We start from the raw sequence: 13592 nt of genomic DNA on the forward strand, positions 1-13592 counted from the left end.
TGATTTCACGGCGAGGCGGGGGCGGTGCCCCTAGTATCACGGACACCGCCCAACCGAACCCCATGAGGCCCTCATGACGAAGCTCGGCCGGCTCTATTCCCTGTTCGACAGCGTCGAGTTGCCGGACGATCTCCCCTACAGCCAGGTGAGCGACTGGGAATTGCGGTTCCTGTACCTGGTGGGGCGTCATCATCTCTCGGGCCGGGACCGCATCGTCGAACTCGGCTCAGGTGGGGGCGGCTCGACGTACGCCCTCGCACTGGGGCTGCGTGAGAGCCCGGTGTTCGACGAGAGGACGGGCCGGCTGCACGCGTACGATTTCTTCCGGGTCGGCAAAGGGACGTTCGCCACGGAGAAGTTCTTCACGGCCGGCACCAGGCCCGAGGGCGGGAATTCCTTCCTCGACGACTTTCGTGACAGGCTCGAACCGTTCCTTCCGTTCCTGGAGATCCACGCCGGGGACATCTGGCAGACCTCCGACCCGGACGACATGTCCCCCGTCGAGTTCCTGCACATCGACATCGCCAAGACGGCCCGGGTCTTCCGCTGTGTGTCCGAGCGCTTCCTGAACCGGCTGCGGCCCGGCTCGGTCGTCCTGCACCAGGACTTCGCGGGTCCCCGGCTGCCCTGGCTGCACTACAGCACGGGCGCCCTGCTGCCGTACATCGAGATCGCCGGGCCGCCGATCCGATCCACGCTCGCCTTCGAGGTGAGGCGGCCGATCCCCGAGGACGTGCTGAAGACAATCTCCGAGGACGCCTTCTCCCTGGACGAGAAGCTGGCGCTCATCTCGGCGGTCCAGGAGCGCGTCGACCGCGACCACACCGGCGGCATCCCCTTCAAGTCCGTGCTGGAGCTGGCCAAGGCCTACGTCGCCCACTACGCCGGCCGGCACCGGCGGGCCTGGTCGGTCGCCAAGCCGCTGACCGGTGACGAGTACCTGAGCCGTACCCGGGCCGACCACTTCGAGCAGCTACGGAAGGCGTACGAGGCGGACCGGGCGACGCACCGCGGTTCGCGTCTCACCGACCTGGTGAGGAAGGCCGTACGTGGCTGACACGCCGGCGAGCGCCGGCCACCGCGGGCGTGATCTGGTCCGCGGTGGCCGGCGCTCGGCTCAGAACGCGCTCAGCCCGTGGTGGGCCAGCACCCAGTGCACCGGCTGCGCCCAGGACCGGTATTGGCTCACGGTGCTGTTGCACGTCGCGCCGCGCGGGGTGTTGCTCCCGGAGTGGATGCCGAGCGCGTAAGTCCCCGTCCACACCGGGCCGCCGCTGTCTCCATCGACTCCGCAGAGCGAAGTCTTGATCATGTTCTTCAGGACCGTGCCGTCGGTGTAGGTGACGGTCTCGCTCGGCGAGAGCACCTCTCCGACGAGGTCGCTGCTTTCGGCGCCTGAGCGCTTGACCGACTCACCATCGTTGGGATACCGGGAATCGGTGATCTCGTAGTAGGTACCGAACGCCTTGACGGACCCGTAGGCGGCGAGGTTCTCGCCGCGGTACTCCATGACGGCGTAGTCCTTGTCGATGCCGCCGTAGTCGTACCACATGCGCTTGCCGAGGTAGATACCTCCCTCCTGCCTGTGCCACCACAGGTCGCGATCAGTGTCGGCACAGTGCCCGGCGGTGACGAAGTACTTCTGCCCGGAGGAGTTGCGGGCGTTGAACCCGAGCGTGCAGGCCCAGCCGCCATCCTTCGAGTAGATGCCGGTGCCGCCGACGGATTCGTAGGCGTTCGGCCTGATCGTGCCGGGGAGCTTCGCGACGCGCACCGCGTCGCCGTAGTCGGCGACGACGTTCATGAGCCGCTTCTCGTCGGCGGCGGAGACGCCGTCGAAGATCTCGACGGTCACCTCGTTGGTGCTGGGGTCGACTCCCCAGGAGGTGTTGGGAATCGGGTCGGTCTCGGCGATGCGCCGGTCGAGAGCGGCGCGGGCGGAGGACAGAGTGGCGGTGCTGTGCTTCACGACCTCGGCGACGCCGCCTTCGGCGCGGACGGCCCGCGCGGTGGCCTCGTCGGTCACGGCGACGACGAGCTTTCCGGCCTTGTCGTAGTAGACGCCGCCGGTGCGGTCGTCACCGAGCTTGGTGGCCAGCGCTCTCGCCTGTGCGGGACTGGTGATCGGGTCCGGGGTCGGGGCGGCGTTCGCGGTCGGCGTGGCCAGCACGGCGAGCAGGCCGCAGATCGCCACCGTCATCGACGCACGACGTCTCGGGTGTCTTCGCATGGGTTGCACCTCCGGAAAGCAGGAAGCACGGCGCGTTCGATCACCGTGCTCGAACAACCGTACGAAGGAAGGCGAGACCTCTGCAGTTACGACCGAATGAACAGTTCATGACAACCTGCCCTCGCAACTCGACTCATCCATATGGGAGTTGCCGTCGATTGCCGATTCCCCCACTCGCCGCTCCGCACGAGTGGGGGGAACCGTCGCGGCCCTAGCCGCCCAGGATGATCCGCAGGTCGGCCGCGTTCGCCTCGGTGACCTTCCACAGCTCCTGCTGCCGCCCGTGCACGTCGGCGACCGTCCGGTCGTGGTCGGCGAGCAGGTCCTTGGCGCGCTCGACGAGGCGGGCGGCGAGGTGGCGGTCGTGCACGGAAACGCCCCACTCGGGCCGCTCGATGTCGTTCAGGAAGTACGCCATCTTCGGGTGCGAGATGAGGCTGATGATGGGCGTGCCGACGCCGAACGGGATCATTCCCGCGTGGCCGCGCATGCCGATCACCAGCTTGGTGCGGGCGTACAGGTCGCGGATGCCGTCGTTGTCGAAGTCGTACATCGGGACGACGGGCACGGAGATGCCGTGCTCGCGGCGCAGGTCGAAGGCGATCTTCTCGTCGTCGAGCGAGTGCGCCACGCACCGCACCTCACCGAGCTCACCGAGGCCCCGGACGGCCTGAGCCATCTGCGCCAGGAAGTAGGCGTAGTCATGGCCGAAGCGCAGGCCGGCCCGGTCGTAGGCGGCGTTGACGAGGATGGTGTCGTCGCGCTCCACCGGGTCCTGCCAGCCCGCCACCAGCTGCCGCATGACCGTCGTGGGGCACGGCTGGAAGCGCACCTTGTCGTGCAGGTGAGCCGGGAGCATGGCGCGCACCTTCTCGATCGAGCCGTGGTTGCGCAGCCCGAAGAAGGCGGCACGCTCGACGAGTTGGCGCAGGGAGGAGCGGAAGCGCTCGGCGCGGTAGGACTGTCCGTCGAAGGCGTTGAAGCCGACGGCGTAGACCGCGATCGGCACGTCGATGCGGTTCAGCAGCGCGTCGGGGACGTTCCACTGCCAGGCGCTGTTGCCGTTGGGCATGGTGTCCGGGATGAACAGGCCGCCACCGCCGATGACCAGGCCACGGCGGGCGTTGACGCGTTCCAGGGCCGCCTCGTCGAACAGGCGGTGGGCGTGCACGGAGTGCCAGCGGCGGGAGCTGGTGTCGGGGCCGAAGGCGAGCCGGACGCTCTCCGGCAGCAGCTTGTCACCCGCGTTGCCCTGCCGGTCCATGTAGAAGGCGACGTGGGCGAGTTGGTCCTCGGCGCTGCCCTGCTCCTGGGCGGGTACGGCGGACGCGCGCTGTGCCCACAGGCGGCTTGGGCGGTGGGTGGGGTCGACGGTGAGGCCGGCCGTGGCGTACCGCAGCGACTCGGCGTTGTCGCCGTGCACCCAGGCGATCTGGGCGAGGCGGGCATAGGCGGTGGCGGCCCGGTTGGGGGCGGCGGTGGCCAGCAGCAGCCGCGCCTTGGCCTCGTCGTAGCGGGAGACACTCATCAGGGCGTGGCCGAGCACCTCGTGCGGCCAGGCCTCGTCGAGCGGGATCCTGACGGTGCCGCCGCTCAGGATGTCGACGGCGTCCTGGTAGTTGCCGGTCGCGATGTGGGCCGCCGCGACCTTGCGGGCGACCTCGACGTCCCCGGTACGGCGCACGTGCGGGGTGCCCAGGTGGACGATCAGGTCGTGGTGGAGCCCGCCGGAGGAGGCCAGGTAGGCGGCCTGGAACTCGGCGTCGGAGAGCTCGAACTCGCGCCAGCGCTCCTCGGCCTGGCTGTAGCCGGCCTCGCCGCCCTGCCAGGGCTTGTGGCGGCCGGTGAAGTGCAGGATCGCCGTGTCGTCGGGTACCGGCAGGTCGCCGGACAGCCGCCGCTTGACGAAGTTGTAGCGCGGGTCGAGGCGGACGAACTCGCCGTCCAGGACGGCGTTGAGGATGCCCTGGTCGTGCTTGTCGAGTTCGTAGTCCCCGCTGCGTCCGCAGGCGTCGAGCCTGGCGCAGAACGCGTCCGACAGGTACTCGCGCTGGATGACCAGCAGGCCCGAGTTGAGCTTGTGCTGCCCGTAGAAGAACTGCGGCACGGCCGCGAGGCCCTCGCGCAACTCCAGCAGCTCGCCCAGGTCACCGAGGACGACCATGTCGGTGTCGAGCGTGATGACGGTGTCGTACTCGCGGATCCGGAAGACGTCGAGGATGAAGTACGCCTTGCGGACGAGGTAGTTGTCCTGGTCGCCCTTCTTGTACGAGTCGTAGTGCTCGTCGTTTACGCGGCGCAGCACGATGCGCGGGTGCAGGGCGCGGATGCAGGCGATGGAGGCGGGGCGCAGGTCGTCGTACAGGACGACGAAGTCCTCGCACACGCCCGGGTTGGACAGGGCTAGGCTGCGCAGCAGGGCGAGGAAGCCGGGCAGGTAGTTCTCGTCGACATAGCTCGCGAAGGCGATGCGGCGCTTGCCGGTGAGATCGTGCGCGGCGGTCACCGGGGCCCGGCCGGTGGTCCGGGGCGGGAAAGTCGTGGTCATCGCAGGGATATCCTCATGTCGGTCACGCGCTGGGCCCGCTGCATGACCCATTCCTTCTCGCTGGTGTATTCGTGGACGGACGTGATGGCCAGCTTCATCGCCTCCTGGACGCGGTAGGCGCCGCTCTCGTAGAAGTCGAAGCCGATCAGGTCGAGGGTCGGGCTGACGTCGAGGAAGTCCAGCAGCCACAGCATGTTGAAGCCGGTGGTCGGAATCCCCGACCAGACGTCGGTGCCGAGCCTGCCGATGTTGCGCACGGGCCAGCGCAGCGACTCGTCGCCGAGGAAGGTCTGCGCGCCGGGCACCAGGCGGTTGCGCAGCGACCACTTCCAGTCGCCGGAGATGCCGCCGAAGACCAGCCGTGTGGTGACCTGCTTGTCCCAGTTGAAGCCGTGCTTGTGGATCGTGGCGTGGATGTCGGTGCGGGAGCCGGTGTGCTTCGGGTCGATCTTGTACGAGTTGAAGCGCACCACCAGGTCGTACGCGTCGATCTCGGCGCCCATCGAACTGCTGCCGACGCGTCCGGAGTTGGCGATCAGGCAGATGGACTTGCCGGCGATCCGGTTGCGGAACTCGCCGAGACTGATCCACTGCACGCCGCCGATGGTCGGGTCGGCGACCGGTCCGCGCATCCGGCTGCGGCGCTGTTCGGCGTAGAGCGCGAGGGCCTCGGTGAGCGCGGGGAGGTCGACGCCCGGGACGGCGGTACGCAGGTCGAGGTACTGGCTGAGCAGTTCCTGCCGGTCGGCGGCCGGGGCGTCCTCCTCGGCCAGCCGAAGGAGCGCTCCCACGAGCCGGGGCTCGGCCTCGGTCCAGTCGCCGAGCGCGTGCGCGGCCAGCCCTTCGGCCCACACCTCGGTGGCGGGGCCGCGGGCGAATTCCGTGGCGCGCGGACACTGACGCCGCAGCAGGACGAGCAGTTCCCGCTCCTTCTCGCTCGCCTCGCGCAGGCCGGCGATGCGGGGGCGGACGCCGAAGCCGTCGTCGTCGGTGAGGGCGAGATAGCGCTCGTACGCCTCGACGGCCCCGTCCTCGCCCAGGGCCTCCAGGAGGCGGGCGCGCAGCCGCCAGCCGGCGCGGGAGTTCTTGCGCTGGGCCAGGACGGTGTCGCTGATGAGGAGGGCGAGGTTCAGCTCGTCGTCGTAGCCGCACTCAAGTGCCTTGTTGGCGACGGCGAGCAGCGCGTCGAGCAGTTCGTTCGAGATGCCCGAAGGGGGCGTCGCCGCGCCCTTGACCGCCCGCTTGAGCAGGGCGCCGGCTCCGGCGGGTGCGGGGGCGGTCGGCCGGTCCGTGCTGCACACGACGAGCAGCTTGCGCAGCTGTTCGGCGAGTTCGGTGCGGCGGCGGTCGAGGCTGCCGACGAGTTTGCCGCTGTGCACCGCACAGGCGCGCACGCAGTCGTCCAGCTCCCCTCCACGTGCACGTGCCCGTCTGTCCTGGACGCGCGTCATGGCACTCCTGTCTTCTTTTTGCCAAAGCAGTGCTGATTTTGCTGTTGCATTCAGCGCGATTACCGCGACGTGGGGGGATGTTGGGAAAATCTAGAAACCGAAAACGACGTCCAGGTGAACGCCTCGATACCGGGCGGCGAATGGTTTGCCGGTCAACGAGGTCCTTCCTGTGATTCGGACTAGTGTGCTGTGGCGCCCACACCGGATCATCGTCAAGGGGAATTCCGTGACCAGCATGACCGTCCGCCCGGCCCCCGAGACCACCAGGCGGCCGGAGCCGGCACGGCCGCCCCGGCAGGCCCGGCTGCGGGCCCTGGACGGGCTGCGGCTGGTGGCCGCGCTGATGGTGGCGGCATACCACTTCGGCGGTCGCGGCGGCGACGTCACTCAGGCATGGGGCAGCTCGCCCAAGCAGCAGTTCCCCACTCTGCACGAGTACTTCGCCTACGGCTGCCTCGGCGTCCAGGTCTTCTTCGTGATCAGCGGCTTCGTGATCTGCATGAGCGGCTGGGGCCGTCCCCTGAAGTCGTTCTTCGCCTCCCGCGCCGCCCGGCTGCTGCCCGCCTACTGGGTGGCGGTGGTGCTCGTGACGGCGGTCTTCGCGCTGCCGGTGGTGGCCTACAAGGCGGTCTCGCCGAGCGACGCGCTGGTGAACCTGACCATGCTGCAGATGCCGCTCGGAGTGGACCGGGTGCTCGGCGTGTGCTGGACACTGTGGGCGGAGATCCGCTTCTACGCGCTGTTCGCGCTGTGCGTCGTGCTCCCCGGGGCGAGCCGCCACCGGGTGATCATGTTCTGCGCGATCTGGACGCTGGCGGCGGTGATCGCGCAGAACGCGGACATGCCGCTGCTCGACATCGTCCTGATGCCCGAGTACGCCCCCTTCTTCATCGGCGGCGTCGGTCTCTACCTCGTGCACCGCGACCGACGCGACGCCTACGCGTGGGGCATCGTCGCCGTGAGCTGGCTCATCGGGCAGCACTTCGCGGTGCAGAACCTGTGGCACGCCCCCGACGCGGGCGGCTTCTCCTACCGTTCCTCGCTCGGCATCGTCCTCGTGGTGACCTTCGGCTTCGTGGCGGTGGCGGCGATCGCGCTGGGCTGGCTGAGCTGGGCGAACTGGCGCTGGCTGACGGTGGCGGGGGCCTTGACGTACCCGTTCTACCTGGTCCACGAGCACCTCGGCTGGGTCGTGATCCACGCCCTGCATCGCGGCCTGGGCCTGGCGTCGGCGGAGACCTTCGTCCTGACGGTGGCCTCGATGCTGCTGCTGGCGTGGCTGATGAACCGGTACGTGGAGAAGCCGCTGACGCCGCGGCTGCGGGCGGTGCTGAGCGCTTCGCGGACTGTGCCGACCCGCGGCGCCGCCGAAGGGCCGTAGGCCCCGTCGAGCGTCTGCGGGCCTTGCTGTTCACGGGACGTTCAACCGGCCGTCGGATTGGGCGGCGGTCAGGGAGCAGGCTCGTGTCATGGCCAACGCACAAGCGACCGACATATACCCCGGCGAGCTGGCGGACGTCCCCGGCTGGTTCCCGCCCCTGGACCAGGTGCTGTTCACCTGGTTCCTCGACCAGCAGGCGAAACAGGGGGTGACGGGCGACCTCCTGGAACTCGGCGCCTACCTGGGCAAGAGCGCGATCCTCCTGGGCCGGCACCTGCGGGACGGCGAGAGGTTCACGGTGTGCGATCTGTTCGAGAGCGACGCCCCGGACGGGGCCAACCAGGCTGAGACCAGCAAGTCGTACTCCTCCCTCACCCGGCAGGCCTTCGAGCGGAACTACCTCTCCTTCCACGACACCCTGCCGACCGTGATCCAGGCACCCAGCTCGGTGATCGCCGAGGAAGTCACCCCCGGCACCTGTCGCTTCATCCACATCGACGCCTCGCACCTGTACGAGCACGTGTACGACGACATAGGCGCGGCCCGGGAGATCCTGCTGCCCGGGGGCGTCGTGGTCCTCGACGACTTCCGCTCCGAGCACACCCCGGGAGTCGCCGTCGCCGCCTGGGATGCGGTGCTCAACCGGGGCCTGCGCCCGATCTGCCTCAGTACCCAGAAGCTGTACGGCACCTGGGGCGACCCCGAGCCCGTCCAGGAGGAGCTGCTCACCATGCTCCGGCAGCGCACCGACTGCGGGCTGAGCGTGCAGGGGGCCGCGAGACACCGCCTGGTCCGCATCCGGTCGAAGGGCATCCAGCCGCCGCCCTTCCCACGCTCACGGCACGATGTGCGGCCGACACCCGCGCCGCAGAGTTCCGCGGCACCCCGGCCACGGGCCGCCCGCTCGGCGCCATCCCGCTCCCGTGCCCGCCACATCGCGGTCGATCTGCTCCCCCCGGTCATCACGCGGGCCCTGCGCAAGACCCGCGCGGACCGCTCCACGGGCCTGCCCGGCGGAACAGGCCGACCTCACGGAGCGGCACCTGATCGACGCGGGTGAGCAGGGCGGTGCACCCGGCCACCACCTCGTGTCAGCCGGCCTTCACCCGATCCCGTACCGCGCTTCGATCCCCGCGATCACCAGGGCCAGGCCCTCCTCGAAGTGCCGGTCGTAGTCCTCGAAGATCTCCGCGCCCGCCCGGACCGACAGGGGGAAGTCGGTCATGAGGCGGGCGCGTTCCTCGACGTCGTAGCCCTCCCGGCGCTCGCCCGGCATGGGCTGGACGCCCTGTTCCTCGGTGACGAAGCCGAGCGTGTAGAGGTACGTCGTCGTGGTCGCCCGGACCGCCTGGGCGAGGGTGAAACCCGCGGTCGTGAACAGGCGCAGGTTGTCCTCCATCTGTTCGGCGTGCTCGATGCCGGTGAAGCGTGAGCCGCTGAAGACCTTGGCGCCGTCGCGGTAGCCGAGCAGAGCCGCACGCAGCCCGCGGCCTGTCCGCACCAGCCTCTGCTGCCAGGTGTCGCCGGGCTCGAGGGAGGCCTCGGCGACCATCCGGCGGTACATCTCCGTCGCCATCTCGTCGAGCAGGGCCTGCTTGTCCTTGAAGTGCCAGTACAGGGCCGGCGCCTTGACGTCCAGCTCCTTGGCGATGGCGCGCAGGGTCAGTCCGTCCAGGCCGACCTCGTTCAGGAGCCTCAGCGCGGTGTCCGCCACGCGTTCGCGGTCCAGGGGTGCTCGGCGTTCCGTGTTCACACTTGACAGCTTAACGACGTTAAGGAGACGCTCGCAGCCCGGCATTACTTAACATCGTTAAGGAGGTAGGCGTGAACGTTGACGTCCTGATCGTGGGCGCGGGACCGACCGGGCTCACCCTGGGGATCGACCTCGCCCGGCGCGGGGTGGACGCCCTGGTCGTGGAGCGGTCCGACGGACTATTCCCGGGCTCACGTGGCAAAGGCATCCAGCCGCGCACCATGGAGGTCTTCGACGACCTGGGCATGCTCGACGCGATCCGCGCGGTCGGCGGCAGCTATCCGGTGGGGATGATCTGGCAGAACGGCGAGCGGGTGGGCGAGCACCGGATGTTCGACCCGGCCGAGGCGACGGAGGACTCGCCGTACGCCGAACCGTGGATGGTGCCGCAATGGCGCACCCAGGAGATCCTGCTGGCCCGGCTGGAGGAACTCGGCGGGAAGGCCGCCTTCGGCCGGGAGGTCGTCGGCCTCACGCAGGACGAGGAGGCGGTACGGGCGGAGTTCGCCGACGGCACCACCGTGTGCGCCCGGTACGCGGTCGCCGCCGACGGCGGCCGCTCGGCGGTGCGCCGGACGCTCGGAATCGGCATGACGGGCGAGACCGTCGACCCCAATCCGATGCTGGTCGCGGACGTGCGGATCAGCGGCCTTGACCGGGACAACTGGCATATCTTCCCGCCGCCCGGGGAGGGCGACGGCTTCCTGGCGATCTGCCCGCTGGCGGGCACGGAGGACTTCCAGCTGATCGCCCGGTTCCCGGAGGGCGCCGAGCCGGACCTGTCCCTCGCGGGCATCCGCGAGATCGTCGCCACCCGCTCGCACCTGTCCCGTGCGGACGTGACGGAGGTGCGCTGGGCCTCGGACTTCCGCCCGCGCGCGGCACTGGCCGACCGGTTTCGCGAGGGCCGGGTGTTCCTCGCCGGGGACGCCGCGCACGTACACTCACCAGCCGGCGGGCAAGGGCTCAACACCAGTGTCCAGGACGCCTACAACCTGGGCTGGAAGCTGGGCGCGGTACTGGCCGGCGATGCGCCGGAGTCGCTGCTGGACACCTACGAGGAGGAACGGCGCCCCGTCGCCGCGGACATGCTCGGCCTGTCCACGGGCGTCCACCGCGGCGAGGTCAGACGAGGCGAGGCGACGCGGCAACTGGGGCTGGGCTACCGGGACTCGTCACTGACGCAGGAGACGCGCACGACCCCGGGGCGCGTCCACGCGGGCGACCGCGCACCCGACGGCACGGTCGGCGGTGTCCGGCTCTTCGACGCGTTTCGCGGTCCCCACTGGACACTGCTGACGGTCGGCACGGACACGGCAGTGCCACCGCTCGCCCTTCCCCCGGTCCGGGTCCCCGCGTACGAGCCGTACGGCACCGGCGTCTTCCTGATTCGCCCCGACGGCTACGTGGGCTGGGCGGGCACGACGGCCTCGGGGCTGGCGGAATACGCACGAGGGCTTCTCCCGTGCGACTGAGGCGGAAGACCCATGGGCCCAGAATTCCCACGGAGAATGAAGGAAGGAGTAAAGCCGCAGGTCATGGTCGGTTTTCAGCCACACGCCATGCACGTGCTTCTCCCACCGGACATCTGCAGTTCATCCGCGACCCCTGAGATGCGGTAGGCACAGGGTGAACACGAGAGAAAGGTGCCACGGTGCAAGACCCTCGGATTGCCGCGATCGGAAAGAGACTCAAGCGCCGGGGGAGGCTCATGAAGGAGGCGGTGAGTCCCCCGCGTCGTGGCCTGAACGCCGTTCCCTCACCTCGCGGGGCAGGCGAGGGCTCCTACACCGCCCCGCCTGCCCCGCGCCTTGTGGAGTCGCCGGTCTTCGTGCTGTCCTCGGTGCGCTCCGGATCGACCCTGCTGCGGATGCTGTTGAACAGCCACAGCCGGATCCGAGCCCCGCACGAGATGCACCTGCGCACCGTGCACGTCCAGCTGTCCCGCGATTTCACCGCGGCCGCCATGCAGGAGCTCCAACTCGACAAGGACGAGCTGGAGCACCTGCTGTGGGACCGAGTTCTGCACCTCGAGCTCACCCGCAGCGGCAGGGAGGTCATCGTCGACAAGACCCCGCCGAACACCCTCATCTGGCCGCGGCTGCGGCGATGTTGGCCGCAGGCACGCTACATCGTCCTGCTGCGCCACCCGGCCGCGGTCATCACCTCCCTGACCAGCCGCCGAACGGATCCCGACCACGAGGCCATCCGCGCCGAAGTGCTCGGCTACTGCGAGAAGCTGGAGGAGGCGAGGCGGAACCTCGATGCCCACGTGATCACGTACGAGGAACTGACCGCGGAACCCGAGCGGGTGACCCGCGGCATCTGCGCGTATCTCGGTGTCCCCTGGGAGCCCGGCATGCTCGACTACGGCGGCAAGGACCATGGCACGCTCCGCCCGCAGCTGGGCGACTGGTCCAGCACCATCAGATCCGGCCGCGTCCAGTCCGGCCGCACGGCCGGACTGGACGTCGAACTGCCGCCCCGACTGCGGGAGTTGACTCAGGCATGGGGCTACCCGGTCTGAACGGTGACGGGCGACAGGCGTATGGCGGGGCGGATCAGGGTGCGTCGGAGATGTCGAGCTTGTTCACCTTGATCCGCGAGGTGTCGAACTCCCAGGCCACGAAGAACTTGCCCGGGGCGTACTCGTCGGCCATCGCGTACGTGTCCCAGCCCGCGCCCGTGCCGGCCGGCGTCGGGTCCAGCTCGGTCGACGGGCCGTTGGCGAACGGCTTGCCGGCGCTCCAGGCCGCGCCGGGGCGCTTGGTCTTGTAGTTGAGGACCGCGCGGTCCTTGGCTGTGTTGTAGATGGACAGGTACTGCCCGTTGCTGTCCTTGGTGAACTGGACCTTGACGTCGTAGCTCGGCAGGGCGGCGTCGAGTGTGAAGGGCGTCCAGGTCAGACCGCCGTCGGAGCTCGTGGCCGTCACCGCGCGTGTCTGGGTCGCGCCGCTGCGGGCGACCATGACCAGCTTGTTCGGGTCGTCCTGCGAGACGGCGATCTGGGGTTCGCCGCCGTCGAGATTGTTCGGGTCCGGTACGACGCCACCCGCCGTCCAGGTCTTCAGGTCCGAGGAGATCAGCACCCCGTTCTCCCGGCCCGATGCCCAGAAGGGAATGACGTGCTTGCCGTTCGCCAGCTGGACAGGGCGGCCGGCGATGATGAGGTTCTTGAATCCCTCGTCGGCGGTGGTGTCCGGGTTGTCGACCGGCAGGGTGGCGGGATAGTCCTGCCAGGTGTGTCCCTCGTCGGTGCTCCGCTTGACAACGGTGCCCATGATGTCGAGGCCGTTGGTCTGTGTGGCCTTGCTCCAGCCGAGGTAGGCGAAGATGTCGTTGCCCGCCTGGTAGAGGACCACATAGTGCCAGGCGCGCTCGCTGGTCTCCTGGGCCAGCGTCCGCGGGCGGCTCCAGTTGACGCCGCCGTCGGTGGTGTACGAGTACCGGACGTAGCCCATGTCGACCTTGCCCGGCGTCAGGCCCTCCCGCCAGACCACGACCGCGTTGTTCGCGCTCGTGCTGATGATGTCCGGGGTGCGGGGGCCGTCGCCCTCGGTGGCCGTGTTGATGTAGACGCTCTTCTCGCCCGAAGTGCCCTCGGCCGAGGCCGGGCCGGGCAGGAGCAGGCTGGTCAGGACGGCGAGGACGAGTGCGGTCAGGAGCGCGGGCCAGGCCCTCTTGCGGGTCACCACAGCCATTGCTGGTCCGGGTTCGTCTCGCTGCAGGTCCACTGGACGGCCTCCTTGCCGGCGGTCGTACTCGTTTCGGGTATGGCGAGACACAGGCCGGTCGTCGCGTTCTTCAGCCGGTCCTTGTCGTCGTGGACCCAGACCTGTTCGTCGCCCTGCTCGCTGCCGCACGGCCACTGAATGGCCTTGACACCGGGCGTCCGGCTCCCGCTGGGGATGGCCAGGCACTGGCCGCTCGCCTTGTTGACCACGTGGTAGCCGCCGCCGGTCATGGGCCGCAGCGACCAGTAGTTGCTGTCGCTGTTGCTGCACGACCACTGGATCATCACGGTGCCGTTGGTCATGCTGGAGCGGGGGTTGGCCAGACAGAGGCCGGTACCCATGTTGTAGAGGCGGGCGTTGACGGCCGCCTCGGCGGCCTCGGCTGTCGGCGTCGAGCCGGTCAGTGACGAGCCCGTCAGCACGGACGCGCCGATGAGGGCGGTGGCCGCCAGAGCGACGGCCACCCTTCTGCGCTGGTTCATGACAGGGGAGGTT

The 13592-nt window shown here is 69.3% G+C and carries 11 protein-coding genes; 5 read left to right on the top strand and 6 right to left on the bottom strand.

The window, feature by feature from the left end; all coding sequences use genetic code 11:
- Nucleotides 1-73: 73 nt before the first annotated feature.
- Nucleotides 74-1057 carry an O-methyltransferase gene (locus ACZ7L6_RS13325; protein ID WP_471923133.1) on the top strand — a complete coding sequence of 328 codons (984 nt, stop codon included), beginning with the start codon at nucleotides 74-76 and terminating at the stop codon, nucleotides 1055-1057.
- A gap of 60 nt (nucleotides 1058-1117) precedes the next feature.
- Here the strand turns inward: ACZ7L6_RS13325 and ACZ7L6_RS13330 are convergent, their stop codons facing one another.
- The 3 genes from ACZ7L6_RS13330 to ACZ7L6_RS13340 all read right to left on the bottom strand — a co-directional run bounded on the left by ACZ7L6_RS13330 (nucleotide 1118) and on the right by ACZ7L6_RS13340 (nucleotide 6229).
- Entirely contained in the window at nucleotides 1118-2230 is a 1113-nt protein-coding gene (locus ACZ7L6_RS13330) for an alpha-lytic protease prodomain-containing protein (RefSeq protein ID WP_471923135.1), read from the bottom strand.
- A gap of 211 nt (nucleotides 2231-2441) precedes the next feature.
- Nucleotides 2442-4778 carry a glycosyltransferase gene (locus tag ACZ7L6_RS13335; protein ID WP_471923137.1) on the bottom strand — a complete coding sequence of 779 codons (2337 nt, stop codon included), beginning with the start codon at nucleotides 4776-4778 and terminating at the stop codon, nucleotides 2442-2444.
- Nucleotides 4775-6229, bottom strand: a complete 1455-nt coding sequence (locus tag ACZ7L6_RS13340) for a glycosyltransferase family 29 protein (RefSeq protein ID WP_471923139.1) — start codon at nucleotides 6227-6229, stop codon at nucleotides 4775-4777. Before ACZ7L6_RS13340 ends, ACZ7L6_RS13335 begins: the two co-directional genes overlap by 4 nt.
- 235 nt (nucleotides 6230-6464) lie before the next feature.
- On the opposite strand from ACZ7L6_RS13340, the gene ACZ7L6_RS13345 reads away from it, so the two are divergent.
- Nucleotides 6465-7610 (top strand): acyltransferase family protein, encoded by a 1146-nt coding sequence (locus tag ACZ7L6_RS13345; protein ID WP_471923405.1) that lies wholly within the window; start codon nucleotides 6465-6467, stop codon nucleotides 7608-7610.
- Between the two features lie 88 nt (nucleotides 7611-7698).
- Nucleotides 7699-8670 carry a class I SAM-dependent methyltransferase gene (locus tag ACZ7L6_RS13350; protein WP_471923141.1) on the top strand — a complete coding sequence of 324 codons (972 nt, stop codon included), beginning with the start codon at nucleotides 7699-7701 and terminating at the stop codon, nucleotides 8668-8670.
- A gap of 42 nt (nucleotides 8671-8712) precedes the next feature.
- Here ACZ7L6_RS13350 and ACZ7L6_RS13355 read toward each other — a convergent pair whose 3' ends face one another.
- On the bottom strand, nucleotides 8713-9363 hold the full coding sequence (locus ACZ7L6_RS13355; RefSeq protein WP_471923144.1) for a TetR/AcrR family transcriptional regulator C-terminal domain-containing protein: 651 nt from the start codon (nucleotides 9361-9363) through the stop codon (nucleotides 8713-8715).
- A gap of 71 nt (nucleotides 9364-9434) precedes the next feature.
- On the opposite strand from ACZ7L6_RS13355, the gene ACZ7L6_RS13360 reads away from it, so the two are divergent.
- Entirely contained in the window at nucleotides 9435-10838 is a 1404-nt protein-coding gene (locus ACZ7L6_RS13360) for an FAD-dependent oxidoreductase (protein WP_471923146.1), read from the top strand.
- Between the two features lie 236 nt (nucleotides 10839-11074).
- Complete coding sequence (locus ACZ7L6_RS13365; protein WP_471923148.1) at nucleotides 11075-11890, top strand: sulfotransferase family protein; 816 nt, start codon at nucleotides 11075-11077, stop codon at nucleotides 11888-11890.
- Between the two features lie 34 nt (nucleotides 11891-11924).
- On the opposite strand, the gene ACZ7L6_RS13370 is transcribed toward ACZ7L6_RS13365, so the two are convergent.
- Both ACZ7L6_RS13370 and ACZ7L6_RS13375 read right to left on the bottom strand, forming a co-directional pair.
- The gene (locus tag ACZ7L6_RS13370; protein ID WP_471923150.1) at nucleotides 11925-13055 is read right to left on the bottom strand and encodes a sialidase family protein; all 1131 of its coding nucleotides are present in this window, start codon (nucleotides 13053-13055) and stop codon (nucleotides 11925-11927) included.
- Nucleotides 13052-13579, bottom strand: a complete 528-nt coding sequence (locus ACZ7L6_RS13375) for an RICIN domain-containing protein (RefSeq protein WP_471923152.1) — start codon at nucleotides 13577-13579, stop codon at nucleotides 13052-13054. Before ACZ7L6_RS13375 ends, ACZ7L6_RS13370 begins: the two co-directional genes overlap by 4 nt.
- Nucleotides 13580-13592 lie beyond the last annotated feature (13 nt).

This window comes from Streptomyces sp. NPDC107522, assembly GCF_055657525.1.